Annotated in this window: 16 protein-coding genes; 10 read left to right on the forward strand and 6 right to left on the reverse strand. The window is 72.9% G+C overall.

The features are described from left to right. Positions 1-24 precede the first annotated feature (24 nt). Positions 25-1,389 carry an APC family permease gene (locus tag AC07BF_RS13065; RefSeq protein ID WP_478333364.1) on the forward strand — a complete coding sequence of 455 codons (1,365 nt, stop codon included), beginning with the start codon at positions 25-27 and terminating at the stop codon, positions 1,387-1,389. A 53-nt stretch (positions 1,390-1,442) separates the two neighbouring features. Continuing rightward, on the forward strand, positions 1,443-2,663 hold the full coding sequence (xseA, locus tag AC07BF_RS13070; RefSeq protein ID WP_363629572.1) for an exodeoxyribonuclease VII large subunit: 1,221 nt from the start codon (positions 1,443-1,445) through the stop codon (positions 2,661-2,663). 69 nt (positions 2,664-2,732) lie between these two features. Here the strand turns inward: xseA and AC07BF_RS13075 are convergent, their stop codons facing one another. Then, a complete protein-coding gene (locus AC07BF_RS13075) occupies positions 2,733-3,227 on the reverse strand; it encodes a GNAT family N-acetyltransferase (protein WP_363585441.1) in 495 nt (164 codons plus the stop codon). A gap of 163 nt (positions 3,228-3,390) precedes the next feature. Here AC07BF_RS13075 and AC07BF_RS13080 point away from each other — a divergent pair, with 163 nt between their 5' ends. Together AC07BF_RS13080 and AC07BF_RS13085 are read left to right on the forward strand one after the other, a co-directional pair. Continuing rightward, positions 3,391-3,648, forward strand: coding sequence for an exodeoxyribonuclease VII small subunit (locus AC07BF_RS13080; protein ID WP_363585442.1), 258 nt, complete (start codon positions 3,391-3,393; stop codon positions 3,646-3,648). A 113-nt stretch (positions 3,649-3,761) separates the two neighbouring features. Next, positions 3,762-4,364 carry a malonic semialdehyde reductase gene (locus tag AC07BF_RS13085; protein WP_363585443.1) on the forward strand — a complete coding sequence of 201 codons (603 nt, stop codon included), beginning with the start codon at positions 3,762-3,764 and terminating at the stop codon, positions 4,362-4,364. Between the two features lie 153 nt (positions 4,365-4,517). Here the strand turns inward: AC07BF_RS13085 and AC07BF_RS13090 are convergent, their stop codons facing one another. Beyond that, positions 4,518-5,072: a DUF4245 domain-containing protein gene (locus tag AC07BF_RS13090; RefSeq protein WP_363629574.1), complete on the reverse strand. Its 555-nt coding sequence runs from the start codon at positions 5,070-5,072 to the stop codon at positions 4,518-4,520. Between the two features lie 197 nt (positions 5,073-5,269). On the opposite strand from AC07BF_RS13090, the gene glpX reads away from it, so the two are divergent. After that, on the forward strand, positions 5,270-6,310 hold the full coding sequence (gene glpX / locus AC07BF_RS13095) for a class II fructose-bisphosphatase (RefSeq protein ID WP_063347979.1): 1,041 nt from the start codon (positions 5,270-5,272) through the stop codon (positions 6,308-6,310). Positions 6,311-6,397: 87 nt separating this feature from the next. Here the strand turns inward: glpX and AC07BF_RS13100 are convergent, their stop codons facing one another. Continuing rightward, positions 6,398-6,781, reverse strand: coding sequence for a WhiB family transcriptional regulator (locus AC07BF_RS13100; protein ID WP_371522692.1), 384 nt, complete (start codon positions 6,779-6,781; stop codon positions 6,398-6,400). Positions 6,782-7,094: 313 nt separating this feature from the next. Continuing rightward, complete coding sequence (locus AC07BF_RS13105; protein WP_400809888.1) at positions 7,095-7,820, reverse strand: DUF1707 SHOCT-like domain-containing protein; 726 nt, start codon at positions 7,818-7,820, stop codon at positions 7,095-7,097. Positions 7,821-8,025: 205 nt separating this feature from the next. Between AC07BF_RS13105 and AC07BF_RS13110 the strand changes: the two genes are divergently transcribed. Beyond that, positions 8,026-9,693, forward strand: coding sequence for a fumarate hydratase (locus tag AC07BF_RS13110; protein ID WP_063347981.1), 1,668 nt, complete (start codon positions 8,026-8,028; stop codon positions 9,691-9,693). A gap of 66 nt (positions 9,694-9,759) precedes the next feature. Here AC07BF_RS13110 and AC07BF_RS13115 read toward each other — a convergent pair whose 3' ends face one another. Continuing rightward, entirely contained in the window at positions 9,760-10,518 is a 759-nt protein-coding gene (locus AC07BF_RS13115; RefSeq protein WP_363585445.1) for a GntR family transcriptional regulator, read from the reverse strand. Positions 10,519-10,715: 197 nt separating this feature from the next. On the opposite strand from AC07BF_RS13115, the gene AC07BF_RS13120 reads away from it, so the two are divergent. Continuing rightward, positions 10,716-10,934 carry a hypothetical protein gene (locus AC07BF_RS13120; protein ID WP_350879954.1) on the forward strand — a complete coding sequence of 73 codons (219 nt, stop codon included), beginning with the start codon at positions 10,716-10,718 and terminating at the stop codon, positions 10,932-10,934. A gap of 246 nt (positions 10,935-11,180) precedes the next feature. Here AC07BF_RS13120 and AC07BF_RS13125 read toward each other — a convergent pair whose 3' ends face one another. Then, complete coding sequence (locus AC07BF_RS13125; RefSeq protein WP_478333365.1) at positions 11,181-11,465, reverse strand: hypothetical protein; 285 nt, start codon at positions 11,463-11,465, stop codon at positions 11,181-11,183. Between the two features lie 215 nt (positions 11,466-11,680). Here AC07BF_RS13125 and AC07BF_RS13130 point away from each other — a divergent pair, with 215 nt between their 5' ends. The 3 genes from AC07BF_RS13130 (at position 11,681) to AC07BF_RS13140 (ending at position 17,832) form a co-directional block, all read left to right on the forward strand. Further along, a complete protein-coding gene (locus AC07BF_RS13130; RefSeq protein ID WP_400989223.1) occupies positions 11,681-14,656 on the forward strand; it encodes an AfsR/SARP family transcriptional regulator in 2,976 nt (991 codons plus the stop codon). 471 nt (positions 14,657-15,127) lie between these two features. Then, positions 15,128-15,892, forward strand: coding sequence for a class I SAM-dependent methyltransferase (locus AC07BF_RS13135; RefSeq protein ID WP_363585449.1), 765 nt, complete (start codon positions 15,128-15,130; stop codon positions 15,890-15,892). 80 nt (positions 15,893-15,972) lie between these two features. After that, positions 15,973-17,832: an ATP-binding SpoIIE family protein phosphatase gene (locus AC07BF_RS13140; RefSeq protein ID WP_363629580.1), complete on the forward strand. Its 1,860-nt coding sequence runs from the start codon at positions 15,973-15,975 to the stop codon at positions 17,830-17,832. Positions 17,833-17,864: the final 32 nt, after the last annotated feature.

A 17,864-nucleotide genomic window follows, 5' to 3' on the forward strand; every position in this document is an offset into this window, starting at 1 on the left:
CGCCGGTGCTCAAATGTGGTGTCTATGAGCTCTGCGAACGGGCAAACGGAACCGGGCGGCCTGCGCCGCAGCCTGAGCGTCCGCGACCTGATGGTCTACGGCCTGCTGTTCATCGCCCCGATGGCGCCGGTCGGCGTGTTCGGCGTCCTGGACGCCAGGAGCCACGGCGCCGTCGCCACCGTCTACCTGGCCGCGACCGTCGCGATGGGCTTCACCGCCTTCTCGTACGCCCAGATGGTGCGCGCGGTGCCGCAGACCGGCTCGGTTTTCGCCTACGCGCGGGCCGGGCTGGGCGAGGGGCCCGGGTTCATCGCCGGCTGGATGGCGATGCTCGACTACCTGCTGATCCCGGCGGTCGCCTACCTGTTCTCCGGGATCGCGCTGAACTCGCTGGTGCCCGGGGTCTCCCGCTGGGTCTGGACGGCGCTCGCGGTGGTGCTGACCACCGCGCTCAACCTGATCGGCGTACGGACGGCGGCCGTGGTCGGTTTCGCGGTGCTCGCCCTGGAGATCGCGGTGCTGGCGGTGTTCGTCGCCGCGGCCGTGGTGGCGCTGCTCCAGGGCGGCGCCCGGCGCGGCTGGGACACCCCGTTCACCGCCGTCGGCGCCTTCTCGCTGACCGCGGTGATCTCGGCCGTGTCCGTCGCGGTGCTCTCCTACCTGGGCTTCGACGCGATCGCCACCTTCGTCGAGGAGGCGGTCGGCGCCTCGGCGGCGGTGGCCCGGGCCGTGCTCTGGTGCCTGGCACTGGCCGGGGTGCTGTTCGTCGCCCAGACCTACCTGGCGGCACTGCTGGAACCCCTGGGCCCGCAGCAGCTGGCGGCCGACCCGGCGGCGCAGGGCTCGGCCTTCTACGACACGGTGGAGAGCGGGGTCGGGCACTGGCTGCACGTCCTGGTGGCGGCCAGCAAGGCGATCGGCGCGGCCTTCGCGGCGCTGGCCGGGCAGGCGGCGGCCGGGCGGCTGGTCTACGCGATGGGCCGGGAGGGGCGGCTGCCGCGCGTCCTCGGCACGGTCGACCCGGCCACCGCGGTGCCGCGCCGGGCGCTGCTGGCGGCCGCGGTGATCACGATGGCCGCGGCGGTCTGGGCGGCCGACCGGGACGACGGGCTGGACCAGCTGACCTCGGTGGCCAACGTCGGCGCGCTGACCGCCTTCGCGCTGCTGCACGCCTCGGTGATCGGCTGGTACACGGTGCGGCACGGCTCCCGGGACCGGGTGCGGCACCTGCTCGTCCCGGCCCTGGGGATCGTGGTGATCGCGGCGGTGGTCTACGAGGCCTCGACGACCGCGCAGCTCGTCGGGCTGATCTGGCTGGCGGTCGGGCTGGTGGTGCTGGGCGTCCAGGGCTCCCCCGCTCCGGGCGGCCCTGTCGGCGGGCGCCGCTAGCCTCGCGTACACGGCCGACACCAGCTCCCCGGACAGGCCCTAACCTCGTACGCATGGCCAACACCAGCTCCCCCGAAGCCCCGATCCCGGTCGGCAAGGTCTCCGCGCTGATCGGTGGCTGGATCGACCGGCTCGGCGCGGTCTGGGTGGAGGGGCAGATCACCCAGCTCAGCCGCCGGCCGGGGGCGGGCGTGGTGTTCCTGACCCTGCGCGACCCGCAGGCGGACGTGTCGCTCACGGTGACCTGCTTCCGCTCGGTGTTCGACCAGGTCGCGGAGGTGGTGCAGGAGGGCGCGCGGGTCGTCGTGCACGCCAAGCCGGAGTGGTACGCGGCGCGCGGGCAGCTGTCGCTGCGGGCCTCGGAGATCCGGCCGGTCGGGCTGGGCGAGCTGCTGGCCCGGCTGGAGCAGCTGAAGCGGCGGCTCGCCGGGGAGGGCCTGTTCGCGGCCGAGCGCAAGCGGCCGCTGCCGTTCCTGCCGCAGTGCGTGGGGCTGGTCACCGGGCGCGGCTCGGCGGCCGAGCGGGACGTGCTGGAGAACGCCCGACGGCGCTGGCCGGCCGTCCGCTTCGAGGTGCGCAACGTCCCGGTGCAGGGGGTCAGCGCGGTGGAGCGGGTGAGCGCGGCCGTCCGGGAGCTGGACGAGCACCCCGAGGTGGACGTGATCATCGTGGCCCGCGGCGGTGGCAGCGTCGAGGACCTGCTGCCGTTCTCGGACGAGGGGCTGGTGCGGCTGGTCGCGGACGCCCGTACGCCGGTGGTCAGCGCGATCGGCCACGAGCCGGACCAGCCGCTGCTGGACTTCGTCGCCGACCTGCGCGCCTCCACCCCGACCGACGCCGCCAAACGGGTGGTTCCGGACGTCGGCGAGGAGCTGGCCAAGGTCCGCCTGCTGCGGGACCGTGCCCGGCGGCACGTCCTCGGCCGGGTCGAGCGCGAGCAGCACGGGCTGGACGGCGTGCGCAGCCGCCCCGCGCTGGCCGCTCCGCACCGGATGCTGGACGGGCGCGGCCAGGAGGTCACCGCGCTGCTGGAGCGGGCCCGGCGCACCCTGCGGCACCGGCTGGACCACGCGCAGAGCGACCTCGGGCACACCCTCGCCCGGGTGGTCGCGCTGTCCCCGGCGGCCACCCTGGAGCGCGGCTACGCGGTGCTCCAGCGGACGGACGGCACGGTGGTGACCGACCCGGCGCAGGTCACGGCCGGCGAGGGGCTGCGCGCCCGGGTCGCGGGCGGGGCCTTCGACGTCGCGGTGGCGGACGGCCAGGGCTCGTAGGAACGCCCGGCGTCGCGGTGGCGGACGGCCAGGGCTCGTAGGAACGCCCGGCGTCACGGTGGACGACGGTCAGGCCTCGTAGGAGCGCTGCCGGGAGAGTGCGCGGGAGTGCTCGCCGAAGCCGAGGCTGCGGTAGAGCGCCTCGCCGCCACTGCTGGCGTGCAGGTCGATCCGGCCGACCCGCTGGTCGTCGAACCAGTCCAGCAGCGCCTCGGTGCAGGCCCGGGCGTAGCCGCGCAGCCGGTGGCCGGGGTCGGTGCAGATGTTGAAGACGAAGCCGAACCGGCCGTCCGGGTTTCCCGGCGCGGGCAGCCGGTGCTCCAGCGTGCCGACCGCGCAGGCGGCGAGCCGGCCGGGCCGCCGCGGATCGTCCACCACGAAGGACGGCATGGTCAGTTCCCCGGCCGGGGCGGCGAGGCGCTCGCGCAGTATCCGCTCGGCGGTGGCCTGCCAGGGCCCCGGCCCGGTCAGGCCGGCCATGCTGGGCATCGCCTCGAACATCAGGTTGCGCAGCCGGACGAGCTCGGAGGCGTCGGCCGGGGCGGCGGGTCGGACCGTGATCATGCGGCGGAGGGTAGCGCCGCCGGCCGGCCGGTTGCATCCGATTTCGCCGCTGCCTCCACCGCTGCCTTCGCCCGCCGCCTTCGCCCTGCCGCTTTCACCCCGCCACGGCCGTTGTGTCGGTGCTGCGCGGGCTCTGTCGGCTCCAGCCCCTACGCTGGCACGCATGGCAGAGCAGCAGGAGCAGCAGGACGCGGCGGCACCGACCCCGGACGACGCGCTGGGCTACGAGCACGCCCGGGACGCGCTGCTGGAGGTGGTCCGGCAGCTGGAGAACGGCGGGACGTCGCTGGAGGAGTCGCTGGCGCTGTGGGAGCGCGGCGAGCAGCTGGCGAAGGTGTGCCAGCGCTGGCTGGACGGCGCCCGGGCCCGGCTGGACGCGGCGCTGGCCGCCGAGGAGGACGGGGCCGCGGGCGGGCAGTGACGCGGCTCACAGTAGGCCGGGGAATCGTTGAAACTTCATCCATGTTGAGATGGTCTGACCGGCCACGGCCGGTCAATCCGACGAACCCCCTCCCGCATGAGGTGCAGACAAGCATGACCACCGACGCCCTGGTACTCGACGCCGCCGCTCAGGACCTGCTGTTCCGCGAGGCCCGCACCGCGAACACCTTCACCGACGAGCCGGTGACCGAGGAGCAGGTCCAGGCCATCTACGAGCTGGTCAAGTACGGCCCGACCGCCTTCAACCAGCAGCCGCTGCGCGTCGTCCTGGTCCGCTCGACCGAGGGCCGCGAGCGCCTCGTCCAGCACCTGGCGGACGGCAACAAGGCCAAGACCAGCACCGCCCCGCTGGTCGCCATCCTCGCCGCGGACAACGAGTTCCACGAGGAGCTGCCGACCCAGTTCCCGCACTTCCCGCAGGCCAAGGACGTGTTCTTCTCCGAGCGCACCGTCCGCGAGCGCTCCGCCTCGCTGAACGGCGCGCTGCAGGCCGCCTACTTCATCATCGGCGTGCGCGCCGCCGGCCTGGCCGCCGGCCCGATGACCGGCTACGACGCCGAGGGCATCAACAAGGAGTTCTTCGGCGACGGCGAGCACTCGGTGCTGGCCGTGGTCAACATCGGCAAGCCGGGCGACGACGCGTGGTTCCCGCGCTCGCCGCGCCTGGAGTACGACCAGGTCGTCACCACGGTCTGATCCGCCGCACGCGCGAGGGCCCGCACCGGTTCGTCCGGTGCGGGCCCTCTCCGTATGCGCACGGGGGCGTTCGGGGTCGTACGGGCGCGTCCGCGGGGCGTTCGCGGGGGCGTACGGGGCCGTTCCCCCCGGGGGTGACCCGGGGGGCACGGGCTACTTGAGCGCCTGGGCCAGCTCGGCCAGTTCCTCGTAGGAGGCGGTGCCGGTGAGCACGGTGGTCGCGTCACCGGTCTGCACGGTCAGGGCGCGGGACTTCTCGCCCTGCACCCGCTCCCAGGTGCGCCCGGCGACCTCCGAGGTGCCGTCCGGCTTGCCGCCCGCGATCTTGTCGGCCAGCAGCGCGTCGCGGGGGACGTCGCTCTGCTCGACCGCCGCGTACTGGCCGGACGGCGTGACGAAGCCCAGGTGCCAGGCGTTGCCCTTGCCCTTGCTGATCGCGGCCGGCTGGTAGCCGACCGAGGTGGCCCGCCACTGGTCGGACAGCCCGTCCGGGGAGAGCAGCGGGTACGGCGCGCCGCGCTTCGCGGAGGCCGCCGCCACCTTGTACTCGACCACGTGCACCGGGTCGCTGTTCGCGTCGTGCGGAAGGAACAGGTACCCGATCCAGACCACGGCGCCGACCGCCAGCATCGACAGGACCATGTCCCGTACGGTCTCCCGGCCCCTCATGCGTTTGCTCTCTCCAGCCACCCCCACATGGTGACTCATCCCTACGGCGGTACGGCCACCCGGGGTGCCCGCGTACGGGTGAAGCGGGACGAACCGACCTGGTCGGGCGCCGGGTGGCGACCCGCGCCACAGACAGTCATCTCATAGGCAGATACGATCGCAGGACCCTCACCACGGCGTTCGACCAGGCAGTAGTCGGGCGCTTACTGGCCGTCGCGTACAGAGAGGTAACGACGATGACCACGCAGTACCCGAACCACCTTCCCAGCGCCCTGGAGGTCGCGCCCGAGGCTCCGGACCGGAACCTCGCGCTCGAACTCGTCCGGGTCACCGAGGCGGCCGCGATGGCCGCCGGCCGGTGGGTCGGCCGTGGCGACAAGAACGGCGCGGACGGCGCCGCCGTCAAGGCGATGCGCACCCTCGTCTCGACCGTCTCGATGAACGGCGTGGTCGTCATCGGGGAGGGCGAGAAGGACGAAGCCCCGATGCTCTACAACGGCGAGCGGGTCGGCGACGGCACCGGCGCCGAGTGCGACGTCGCGGTCGACCCGGTCGACGGCACCACGCTCACCGCCAAGGGCATGAACAACGCCGTCGCCGTCCTGGCCGTCGCCGACCGCGGCACCATGTTCGACCCCAGCGCCGTGTTCTACATGGACAAGCTGGTGGCCGGCCCCGAGGCCGCCGAGTTCGTCGACATCACCGCCCCCGCGGCCGTCAACATCCGCCGGGTCGCCAAGGCCAAGGGCAGCGCCGTCGAGGACGTCACCGTCGTCGTCCTCGACCGCCCGCGCCACGACGGCCTGGTCCGGGAGATCCGCGAAGCGGGCGCCCGGATCAAGTTCATCTCCGACGGCGACGTGGCCGGCGCCATCATGGCCGCCCGCGAGGGCACCGGCGTCGATCTGCTGATGGGCATCGGCGGCACCCCAGAGGGCATCATCGCGGCCTGCGCCATGAAGTGCATGGGCGGCGTCATCCAGGGCCGGCTGTGGCCCAAGGACGACGCCGAGCGGCAGAAGGCCCTCGACGCCGGCCACGACCTGGACCGGGTGCTCACCACCGACGACCTGGTCAGCGGCGAGAACGTGTTCTTCGTCGCCACCGGCATCACCGACGGCGAGCTGCTGCGCGGCGTGCACTACCGCCAGGAGACCGCCACCACCAGCTCGCTGGTGATGCGCTCCAAGAGCGGCACGATCCGCGAGATCAACTCCGTCCACAAGCTGTCGAAGCTGCGGGCCTACAGCGCGATCGACTTCGACCGCGCCAACTGACACCGGGCGACCGCACCCGCGGCCTCGGCGGAATCCCCCTCCGCCGAGGCCGCGGCGCGTCCGGCCCGGGGCACACCCGGAGCCCCGTCAGCCCGCTATCCGCCGCTGCCCCGCGACCACCCGGGTCGCCTCGCGCAGCTCCGACTCCCGGCGGCGGCGACGGGCCAGCACCACCCGGCGCTCGGCGGCCGTCAGCCCACCCCAGACCCCGTACGGCTCCGGCTGCGCCAGCGCGTGCTCGCGGCACTCCAGCAGCACCGGACACCGGGCGCACACCTGCTTCGCCTGCTCCTCGCGCGACAGCCGGGCCGCCGTCGGCTCCTTCGAGGGCGCGAAGAACAGCCCCACCTCGTCCCGCCGGCAGGCCGCGCCGGTGTGCCAGGGGCTGTCCTCGCCCGAGGACGCGCCCTGGGCGGCGGTCTGGGGGCCCTGGCCGCCCGGGGGGTGCGGCTGCGGACTGCGCTCCAGCAACTGCGCGGCGGCGACGGGCGAGGTGGTGCGGGACTCGATCGGATGCAGCACGGCCGTACTCCTGACGAGACTCTCGGACACGGGGAAGCTCGCTCCCCTGCCCGGCTGCGAGCCCCCGCTGTCCAACCCCGAGTCGGCCGCTGGGCCGCCTCCGGTGCGCAGCCGTACAAGAAGCGATGTGCGGAAGGAACTACCCCGCCCGCCCGCGATTCATGCACACTGCACGCAATCGACTACGGAGCGCACCGGAGACAACGCGGAACGCCCGGCCGGGAGTTGATCCCCGACCGGGCGTTCGACCCGCCAACCCCGGCTACTCGGTGCCGAGTTGCTTGCGCACCCACTCCTTGAGCTTCTTGCCCCGGCGCGGCTTGGCCTCGCAACCGCCGAACACCGCGACGCCCTTGACCCGGACCACCGGCGCGTACGGGTCCGCCGCCGTCTGCTCCTTGACGTCGAATCCGCCGAAGATGCCGACGCCGCCGCCGTGCAGGCTCACGTTCTCCGGCACCCGGATCTCGACGCCGCCGAACAGCGCCGTCACCTCGATCTCCACCTCGGGCGACTCGAACACGGCGTCGGTCAGGTCGATCTCCACCCCGCCGAACGCCGCGAACGCCTTCAGGTGCGACCCCACCCGCCAGCGGCCCTTGCGGGACGAGCCGCCGAAGATCGCCACCATCGACGGCGACTCCTGGCGCGCGGGCGGCAGCGCCGGCGTCACCGCCCGCGGCGCCGGGGCCTCCAGCGGCGGCTTCTCGAACGACAGCGGCCGGTGGCCCGGCAGGTCCCTGGTCAGCGGCACCAGATCGCCGAAGGTCTTGGCGGCGTACGCGGCCCCGATCCGGTCCGCGTGCTCGTCCGCGTCCAGCCGGCCCTCGGCGTAGGCGTCCCGCAGCAGCTCCGCGATCCGCTCGCGGTCGGCGTCCGACACCCGCATCTCCGCCTGCGCCACCGGGGCGTGCGACGGCTGGGTCTTCTGCTCCGGCAGCGGCCGGAGTTGCGGCTGCGGCTCGGGCCGGCTCTCGGGCTTGGTCATCGGTACGGGCGCCGGCACGGACGGCTGCCCCGGATCGTCCTGCGACGGCGAGTTGTCCACGGCCCAAGACTAGTCGCTCGTACGTGCGGCCGAGTGAGCCCGGTCACGCAGGCTGCCCTGTCCGCGTGCGACGCGGAGCCGGGTCCTACCCTTGAGGGTGCTTCGCCGACGCAGCCGGACCACTGGAAACCTAAGGACCGCCCCCATGGCTCCCACGCCAGACTTCGAGTACAGCGACCTGCTCCCCCTGGGCGCTGACCCGACCCCGTACCGCAAGCTGACCTCCGAGGGTGTCTCCACCTTCGAGGCCGGCGGTCGCACCTTCCTCCAGGTCGAGCCCGAGGCGCTGCGGCTGCTCACCGCCGAGGCGATGCACGACATCTCGCACTACCTGCGCCCCGCCCACCTCGCCCAGCTGCGCCGCATCCTGGACGACCCGGAGGCCAGCCCGAACGACCGCTTCGTCGCGCTCGACCTGCTGAAGAACGTCAACATCTCGGCCGGCGGCATCCTGCCGATGTGCCAGGACACCGGCACCGCCATCGTCATGGGCAAGCGCGGCCAGAACGTGCTCACCGAGGGCGGCGACGAGTCGGCCATCGCGCGCGGCGTCTTCGACGCGTACACCAAGCTCAACCTGCGCTACTCCCAGATGGCCCCGGTGACCATGTGGGACGAGAAGAACACCGGCAACAACCTGCCGGCCCAGATCGAGCTGTACGCCACCGACGGCGGCGCGTACAAGTTCCTCTTCATGGCCAAGGGCGGCGGCTCCGCCAACAAGTCCTACCTGTACCAGGAGACCAAGGCCATCCTGAACGAGGCGAGCATGCTCTCGTTCCTGGAGCAGAAGATCCGCTCCCTCGGCACCGCCGCCTGCCCGCCGTACCACCTGGCGATCGTGATCGGCGGCACCAGCGCCGAGTTCGCGCTCAAGACCGCCAAGTACGCGTCCGCGCACTACCTGGACAACCTGCCGACCTCCGGCGACGCCAAGACCGGCCACGGCTTCCGCGACCTGGAGCTGGAGGCGAAGGTCACCGAGCTGACCCAGAAGATCGGCATCGGCGCCCAGTTCGGCGGCAAGTACTTCTGCCACGACGTGCGGGTCGTCCGCCTGCCGCGCCACGGCGCCTCGCTGCCGGTCGCCATGGCCGTCTCCTGCTCCGCCGACCGCCAGGCGCTCGGCAAGATCACCGCCGAGGGCGTCTTCCTGGAGCAGTTGGAGACCGATCCGGCCAAGTACCTGCCGGACACCACCGACGAGCACCTGGACGACGACGTCGTGCGCGTCGACCTCGACCAGCCGATGTCCGCGATCCGCGCCGAGCTGTCCAAGTACCCGGTCAAGACCCGGCTCTCGCTCACCGGCACCCTGGTCGTCGCCCGCGACATCGCCCACGCCAAGATCAAGGAGCGCCTGGACGCCGGCGAGGGCATGCCCAAGTACCTCCAGGACCACCCCGTCTACTACGCCGGCCCGGCCAAGACCCCCGAGGGCTACGCCTCCGGCTCCTTCGGCCCCACCACCGCCGGCCGGATGGACTCCTACGTCGACCAGTTCCAGGCCGCCGGCGGCTCCATGGTCATGCTCGCCAAGGGCAACCGCAGCAAGCAGGTCACCGACGCCTGCGCCGCCCACGGCGGCTTCTACCTCGGCTCCATCGGCGGCCCCGCCGCCCGTCTCGCCCAGGACTGCATCAAGAAGGTCGAGGTCCTGGAGTACGCCGAGCTCGGCATGGAGGCCGTCTGGCGCATCGAGGTCGAGGACTTCCCGGCCTTCATCGTGGTCGACGACAAGGGCAACGACTTCTTCCGCGAGACCACCGAGGGCCCGCTGATCACCAGCCTCCGGGTCCGCTCCAAGGAGTAGCCGCGCCGCGTTCGTCGACCGCCCCGGCCGCGTCCGTCGCGACCGGGGCGGCCGCGTTGCGCGTGCTCACGCGTCGAAGTCGTACTCCAGGACGTAGGAGGCGGCGTCGAGGATCATCTCGTTGAGCTCGACGACCTGGCCGTCGTCGGCGAAGGCGGTGCGGCAGATCAGGATGACCGGGGTGCCCGCCGACAGCTCCAGGCGGGCGGCCTCGTCCGCGCCGGGCATCCGGGAGCGGACCTCCTCGCGGAAGTGGACGGGCTTCGCGCCGATCTCGGCCAGCCGGGCGTAGGTGCCGCCCGGGCCGGTGTCCTCGCGGGTGATGGCCGTACCGGCGACCAGGCCGGCCGGCAGGTAGGAGGTCGACAGCAGCACCGGCTTGCCGTCCAGCACGAAGCGGCGGTGCCGTACGCACATCGACGCGCCCGGATCCACTCCCAGCACCCGGGCGACGTGCTCCGGCGCGCCCCGTTCGGTGACGGACACCTGGTCGACCACCAGCAGGCGGTTGTCGATGTCCGCCGACCATATGGACCGGCCCGAGCCCCACTGCCCCTGCGCCAGCCGCTGGATCCCGCGCCGGCGCAGCGGCCGGAAGTCCCGGACGAAGACCCCCGCTCCCCGGCGCGCCTCGGCGATGCCCTCGCTCTGCAGCACGCCGAGCGCCTGGCGGGCGGTCATCCGGGCCACGCCGTACTCGTCCATGAGGTCGTTCTCGCCCGGCAGCCGGTCACCCGCGCGGTACCGGCCGTCGTCGATGGCCGCCTTCAGCGTGTCGGCGATCCGTTGGTACTTGGGCTGTTTGTCGCCACTGCTGCCGGTCATCGCCGCTCCCTCTCCCTCGGACAAATCGTAGGCGCGCCCACGGCCGACGGTAAGCCGATACGACCATTGACATCTCTAGAGATATTAGCTTCTCTAGAGATGCTGGGTAGTCGCCGAGCACCACACACACGGACAGCGACCAGGGCGCGGCCCCCACCCGGCGCCGCACCCGCACCAGAACAGCGAGGAGCAGTGCGGTGAGCACCCGTCAGCGCGACTCCGCGGCCTACCGGCCGCACGTGGGTGAACTCGTCCTCGACCGGAGGACCGGACGCACCGGCATCTACATGGACACCATCGGCGGGGAACACTACCTGCGCCCCGAGGGCGGCGGCCGCGAATGGACCGCCGAACCCGGACGGGTCTCGCCCGTTCCCGGGCCCCGCGATTCAGCCGAATACGATCTTCCGCGCTAATTGCGGCAAAAAGCACGCAAACAGCAACATTCCCACCCGCAATCCCCCCGAGTGAATCCGGAATTCCGGAACGCCCCGCACCCACCGTCGGGCACGTTACGGATATCACCGGTCACCATGAGTGCATCACGGGCGGGATTCGGCCACCGGGCGGGCACCGGTGCCGAATGGAGCACGCCCAAAACCCACAGCGCCCCCGTGCCCGGACCGGGACACGGGGGGCACGGGGCCTTCGGCCGGACCGGCTTACGGGTGGCCGGAGATCATGCCTTCCGGCTCGTACCGCTTGCCCGGCCCGGCCGTGGCCGGCGCGACGGGCTCCACCACGTGCGCGGCCTCGTCCCCGAACAGGTCGTTCTCTATCGCCGCCTTCTGCGCGTCGGACGGCGCGGTGTACTCGGTCGTGTTCGAGGACGCGGCCACCGCGCCCTCGACAGCCTCGCCCGCCTCCACAGCGACGGCCGGGACATCCGTCGTCGCCGCGTTCTCGGGCGCCGAAGCCACCGGGGTCTCGCTCTGGTCGTTGGCCATTGGGCGGCCGCCTTTCGGTCATCAAATGTGTCTCGCCCGACCTCCGTGGCACGGGCGTGCGGACAGTATCGTAGGGTTGATTAAATGTCCGATAAACATCGCGCGGCTTGCGCTGCCGCCCGGCAGAGTCGGGCGTCCGCCTAAGCTGAAGCACCACGGCGGACCGCCGAGCGCCCTTTCACGGAATCGACACCACAGGCCATCGGGGGACTTTCATGGAGTTTCGGGAGACGCCGCAGACCCCTGCGCTGCGCTTCCAAGTCCTCGGTCCGGTCCAGGCCTGGCTCGACGGCAAGCCCCTTTCCCTCGGATCTCCCCAGCAACAGGCAGTTCTGACCACCCTTCTGCTGCATTCCGGACGCCCGGTCACCACGCAGGACCTGGTCGACGCACTCTGGGGCGAGCGGCACCCGGCCCAGGCGGTGGCGGCACTGCGCACCTACGTCTCCCGCCTGCGCTCCGTCATCGAGCCCCGGCGGGAGGTGCGCCGGCCCTCCGAACTGCTGATCTCGGTCGCCGACGGCTACGCGCTGCGCATCCCCGGCGAGGCCCTCGACCTGACGGTCTTCGAACGGCTCTGCGCCGAGGCCGCGTCCGCCCGGGCCTCGGGCGACAAGCACGAGGCGCACCGGCTGCTGGCGCGGGCGCTGGACCTGTTCAGCGGCCGGCCGCTCACCGGCATCCCCGGCCCCTACGCCGACACCCAGCGGCTGCGGCTCGCCGAACGGCAGGTGGCCGCCGCCGAGGAGCTGTGCGCCGTCGCCCTCGACATCGGCCTGCACGCCGAGATCGTCGGCGAGCTGAACGGCCTGACGGCCGAACACCCGCTGCGCGAGCGCCTGAGCGAGCTGCTGATGCTGGCGCTGTACCGCTGCGGGCGCCAGGCCGAGGCGCTCGGCGTCTACACCGACACCCGCAAGCTGCTGATCGAGGAGCTCGGGGTCGAACCCGGAGCCGGCCTGTCCGCGATGCACGCCCGCATCCTGGCGGCGGACCCGACACTCGCCCTCCCGGCCGTACCCACCCCGGCGAGCCGTGAGGACGGTCCGGCCGCTCCCCCGGCGCCCGCCCAACTCCCGGCCGACGTATCGGACTTCAGCGGCCGAACCGACCTGGTGAGCGACCTCTCGACGGTCCTGATGAACGCCACCGGCCAGGCCGTGGTGGTGACTTCGCTGGCCGGTATCGGCGGGGTCGGGAAGACCACCCTCGCCGTCCACGTCGCCCACCGCGTCCGCGGCGAGTTCCCGGACGGGCAGTTGTACGTCGACCTGCGCGGCGCCGGCACCTCGCCGGCCGACCCGGTGGCCGTCCTGGGCGACTTCCTGCACGCGCTCGGCGTCACCGACAGCCCAGACTCGCTCGAACAGCGCGCCGCCCTCTACCGGTCGCTGCTCGCCAGCCGGCGGATGCTCATCCTGCTCGACAACGCGCGCGACGCCGAGCAGATCCGACCGCTGATCCCCGGCGTCTCCGGCTGCGCCGTGCTCGCCACCAGCCGCTCCCGGCTGGCCGGCATCCCGGGTGCACAGTTGTTCGACGTCGAGGAGCTGACCCCGAACGAAGCGCTGGCGCTGTTCTCGGCCATCGTCGGCGAGCAGCGGGTCGCCGCCGAACCGGAGGCGGCCATGCAGGTGGTCACCGCCTGCGGGTTCCTGCCGCTCGCCGTCCGCATCGCCGCCGCCCGGCTGGCCAGCCGTCCGCGCTGGAGCGTCTCCGACCTGGCCAGACGGTTAGCCGACCAGCGGCGGCGACTGGACGAACTCCAGCTCGGCAACCTCGCCGTGGAGACCACCATCGGACTCGGCTACGGGCAGCTCTCGACGGACGAGGCCCGTGCCTTTCGGCTGCTCGCCCTGATCGACTCCCCGGACATCCCGCTGCCCGCCGCCGCGGCGCTGCTCGGCGCGAACGAGTACACCGCCGAGGACCTCGCCGAGGCGCTGGTCGAGGCGAACATGCTGGAGTGCTTCACCCCCGGCCGCTACCGCTACCACGACCTGCTCCGGCTCTACGCCCAGCGGCAGAACGAGCGGATCGGGGACACCACGGAGCAGGAGCGGGCGGTGCTGCGCCTGCTCGACCTGCTGATCCCGACCGTCCGCAACGCGGCCCAGGTGATCGAGCCCGACGACCAGCTCCCGGAACCGCTCAACCCCCTGGGCTCGTCAGGCCTGGATCTGCCGACGAGCCGGGACGCCCGGCAGTGGCTGCGGACGGAGATCACCTTCCTGCTCAGCGCCGTCGAGGCGGCCGTGCGAGGACCGGACTTCGTGCTGCGCCCGGCCGTCGACCTGCTGATCGTCCTGAACAGCCTGGTCAGGGATCCCACGCACGGCTCGCGGATGCGCCGGTTCCTGGTGACCGCCGAGCGCAACGCCGCCGCCTACGGAGACGCTGCCGCCCTGGCCCGGGTGCACTTCGCCTTCGGCACGCTGCAGTCGATCACCAATGACTTCCAGGGCGCCGAACAGTCGCTCCGCAAGAGCCTGACCCTCCAGCGCTCCGACGACATGACGATCCTGCGGTCGGCGGCGAGCAACGACCTGGGGATCATCCTCAGCCTGACGAACCGCCCCGCCGAAGCCATCCCGCTCTTCGAGCAGGCCCTCGGCATCAGCCGGGTGGTCCGCGTTCCGATCAACGAGGCCCGGCTGCTCGGCAACATGGCGCGGGCACAGCTCAAGCTGGGCGACACCGAGACCGCTGTCCGCTCGGTCATCGAGGCGGTGGCGACGGCCCGGACGTCGAGGAACGGTCCCTGCCTCGCCGACACCCTGTACCAGACCGGTGTGGTGCTCGCCTCCACCGACGAGCCGAGGGCGGCGGTGGGCTACCTGCGAGAGGCTCACCAGCTGTTCCAGGCCCAGCAGAATCCGCTCTGGGAGGGCTACACCCTCGCCCGCCTGGCCTCCGCCCTGCTCGCCGCCGGACAACACGCCGAGGCGGCCGAAGCGGCCGACGAGTCGCTCGTGATCGCCCAGGAACTGGACTCCGCCTACTGCCAGGGCCTCGCGAACGCCACCCTCGGCGAGTCGCTGCTCGCCCTGGCCCAGCCGGCCCGCGGACTCGCCTGCCTGCGCGAGGCGCACGCGATCTTCACGCGGCTCGGTGTGCCGGAGGCCTCCCCCGTGGCGGACCTCATCTCCCAACAGCACACCGAGCCTCCCCCATCTTCCCCAGCGCCGTAGGTCTCCGCCCCCCGGCAGAGCCCCTACCCCCGTTGTGCGCGTCGGCGCCCCCGCAGCCCCCCGGCTGCGGGAGCGCCCTCAACGCTTCCCCGGCGCTGGACTCCACTCTGCACCCCGGCGATTGACGTTCGATAAACGCCCGACGGCCGGCCCTCGCCCCGGCGAAACCGCAGGTCAGCCGTTCCACCACGGCGCGCCATGCGGCGCGCGGAGCCCGCGCGCACCACCCCCGCCCGCACCGTCGTGCTTCCGCAACCCCGTCCACACCGGCCCAAGCATGACGAGTTGGCTGGAAAGGGACCCCATGGCGCAGAGATCACGCATATTCTCAGATGCCAGTACACACACGAGTGTCTGCCGGCAACGTGTGGGCCGGCGAGGCAGGACGGGCGCCGGGGCGGACGGCATCCCGCTCCCGTGCGGCCGCGTGCAGCCGGCCGGAGGCCACGGGTGGAAGGGTGCCTCTCAATCGTGACGACCGGACAGATATCCGACTCGTTCCCCGTCGACGAGGACGCGGGAGACGACGGGCCCGACGTGCGGCGGCGCCGGGCGGCGCGTGCCCTGCAAGCCGTCGCCTTCGACACCATCGGCGCCGGGTACGGCGAGGCGTTCCCGGCCAAGGACGGGCAGCTGGCCTGCGGACGGCAGCTGCTGGCCGAGCTCGAACCCGGCGCGCGGGTGCTGGACGTGGGCTGCGGCACCGGGGACCCGACGGTCCGGCAGCTGGTCGCGGGCGGGCTGCGGGTGACCGGGATAGACCTCTCGGACGTGATGCTCTCGCTGGCCCGGCAGGCCCGGTTCCCGGGCGAACACCCGCCGGAGTTCCATCGGATCGACCTGTTCGATCTGGCCACCGAGCGCGCCGGGCAGGTCTGGAACGCCCCCGGGCTGGGGCCGCTGGGCAAGGACGGGTTCGCCGCCGTCACCGCGTTCTTCTCCCTGATCCTGCTGCCGCAGGACGAGATCCCGACCGTGCTCGCGCGGCTGCGCGAACTCCTCCGGCCGGGCGGACTGCTGGCGCTCGGTATGGTCGAGGCGGATCTGGATCACGTTCCGCTTCCGTTCCTTGGCAGAGAGCTGCGGATCAGTGGGTATCTGAGGGAGGATCTGGAGCGGGTTCTCGTCACGGCGGGCTTCGCCGTCGAGGAGTGCTCGGGGCATCCGTACGCGCCGGCCAGCACCACGCTGCCGCCGGAGGAACAGCTGTTCCTGTGCTGTCGACGCGTCGGCTGACCCACCGCACGGCAGCAGGGCCCGCCAGCAGGACACCGCAGACCACCACAGAGACCACACCGAATCCAGGACAGGCAGCCGTGCGCGACCAGCTCAAGACCGAGGCCGGACAGCCGGCTGCCGTCCCGGGCCAGCGCGGCCTGCCCCTGGCACCGGCACCGGCACACCAACCGACCGCGCGCCCGGAGCGCGAGGACGTGGCGGGCCGGCTCGGCTACCTCGACCTGGCCACCCGGCGGATCAACAGCGCGCTCGACCTGTCCGCGACGCTGCGCAACATCGGCCGGGTACTCGTTCCCACGCTGGCCGACGCCGCCGTGGTCCACCTGCGCGATCCGCTGCCCAACGTCGAGCGCGAGCCCGGCTTCCCGGACGAGCTGCGGATCCACCACAGCACCGGCACCCGGATCGGGCGACGCGGCCGGCCGAGCGGCGCGGACGACCGGCACCGCTCCCGGTACGGCTCCCGCTCCACCGCCGACACCGGCCCCGCCACCCCGGTGACCCGCGGCGGGGCGCTCGCGCACGCCCTGCTGAGCCGCCGCCCCGCCGAGTCCGCGGTGCTCGGCACGCCCGGCGCCGAACGCACCGAGGCGCTGCTGCGCGAGCTGTACGGCACCCGCGGGCTGGCCCGCCTGGCCGCGGGCACGTCGGTGCTGGCCCTGCCGCTGCGCGGCCGCAAGGCCGTGCTCGGCCTGCTGGTGCTGATCCGCCGCCCTCCTGAACGCACCGGCCGGCCCGCCTTCGACGCCGCCGACACCGCGACCGCCGCGCACCTCGCCACCCAGGCGGGGCTGGCGGTGGACACCGCCCTGCGGTACGCCCGCGAGTGGGAGATAGCCAACGAACTCCAGCGCAGCATGCTGCCGTTGCGCCTGCCGCAGCCGCACGGCGTCCGCCTCGCCCAGCGCTACCTGCCGGGCGAGCGCGGCGCGCAGGTCGGCGGCGACTGGTACGACGCCGTGCCACTGCCCGGCAACCGGGTCGCCCTGATCGTCGGCGACGTGATGGGCCACTCGCTCACCTCGGCCGCCATCATGGGCCAACTGCGCACCAGCGCCCAGACCTTGGCCGCCCTCGACCTGCCGCCGCACGAGGTGCTCTACCACCTGGACGAGCAGGCCCAACGGCTCGGCCGCGAACAGCACCTGGCGACCTGCGTGTACGCGGTGTACGACCCGATCGCCAACCGGGTGGTGCTGGCCAACGCCGGGCACGTCCCGCCCGTCCTGGTCCGGCCGGACGGCACCGCCGAGTTGGTGGAGCTGGACTCCGGGGCCCCGATCGGGGTCGGCGGGGTGGACTTCAACTCGGTCGAACTTCCCGCCCCGCCCGGCTCGGCCCTGCTGCTGTTCACCGACGGCCTGGTGGAGACCCGCAGCCGCCCGATCAGCGACGGCCTGGAGGTCCTCCGCGCCCGGATCGCCGCCGCCCGCTGGCAGTCCCCCGAGCAGCTGTGCCAGGAGGCGCTGCGGATCCTGCCGCCCGGCGACCGCGGCGACGACATCGCCCTGCTGGGCGCGTGCTTCGACGGCATCCCGGCCGGGGACGTCGCGCACTGGTACCTCCAGCCGCGCAACGAGACGCCCGGCCGGGCCCGCCGGCTGGCCGCCCACACGCTGCGCCGCTGGGGGCTCGGCGAGCTCAGCGAGGCGACCGAGCTGATGATCAGCGAGCTGGTGACCAACGCCGTCCAGCACGCGACCCGCCCGGTCACCCTGAGCCTGGTGCGCACCACTCGGCTGCGCTGCGAGGTCGGCGACGACAGCCCGCTGCTGCCGCGGCCGCGCCGTACCGGGCTGGAGGACGAACGCGGTCGCGGCCTGCAGATAGTGGCCCGGTGCGCGGACCGCTGGGGCGCCACCCGGCTGGGCACCGGCAAGGTGGTCTGGTTCGAGCAGCGACTGCCCCAACCGCCCGTCGAGCAGCGGCTACCGTAACCACCCGTAACCACCCGCAGCCGCCCGTCGAG

The sequence above is a fragment of the Kitasatospora sp. NPDC043950 genome, assembly GCF_056435345.1.

Excerpts from the sequence above, each read along its gene's own strand:
- AC07BF_RS13110 (WP_063347981.1), top strand. The coding sequence starts at position 8,026 with ATGGCTCCCACGCCAGACTTCGAGTACAGCGACCTGCTCCCCCTGGGC.
- AC07BF_RS13090 (WP_363629574.1), bottom strand. The coding sequence starts at position 5,072 with ATGAGTCACCATGTGGGGGTGGCTGGAGAGAGCAAACGCATGAGGGGC.
- AC07BF_RS13105 (WP_400809888.1), bottom strand. The coding sequence starts at position 7,820 with ATGACCAAGCCCGAGAGCCGGCCCGAGCCGCAGCCGCAACTCCGGCCG.
- AC07BF_RS13085 (WP_363585443.1), top strand. The coding sequence starts at position 3,762 with ATGACCACCGACGCCCTGGTACTCGACGCCGCCGCTCAGGACCTGCTG.
- AC07BF_RS13115 (WP_363585445.1), bottom strand. The coding sequence starts at position 10,518 with ATGACCGGCAGCAGTGGCGACAAACAGCCCAAGTACCAACGGATCGCC.
- AC07BF_RS13075 (WP_363585441.1), bottom strand. The coding sequence starts at position 3,227 with ATGATCACGGTCCGACCCGCCGCCCCGGCCGACGCCTCCGAGCTCGTC.
- AC07BF_RS13125 (WP_478333365.1), bottom strand. The coding sequence starts at position 11,465 with ATGGCCAACGACCAGAGCGAGACCCCGGTGGCTTCGGCGCCCGAGAAC.
- glpX (WP_063347979.1), top strand. The coding sequence starts at position 5,270 with ATGACCACGCAGTACCCGAACCACCTTCCCAGCGCCCTGGAGGTCGCG.
- AC07BF_RS13130 (WP_400989223.1), top strand. The coding sequence starts at position 11,681 with ATGGAGTTTCGGGAGACGCCGCAGACCCCTGCGCTGCGCTTCCAAGTC.
- AC07BF_RS13080 (WP_363585442.1), top strand. The coding sequence starts at position 3,391 with ATGGCAGAGCAGCAGGAGCAGCAGGACGCGGCGGCACCGACCCCGGAC.
- xseA (WP_363629572.1), top strand. The coding sequence starts at position 1,443 with ATGGCCAACACCAGCTCCCCCGAAGCCCCGATCCCGGTCGGCAAGGTC.
- AC07BF_RS13065 (WP_478333364.1), top strand. The coding sequence starts at position 25 with ATGAGCTCTGCGAACGGGCAAACGGAACCGGGCGGCCTGCGCCGCAGC.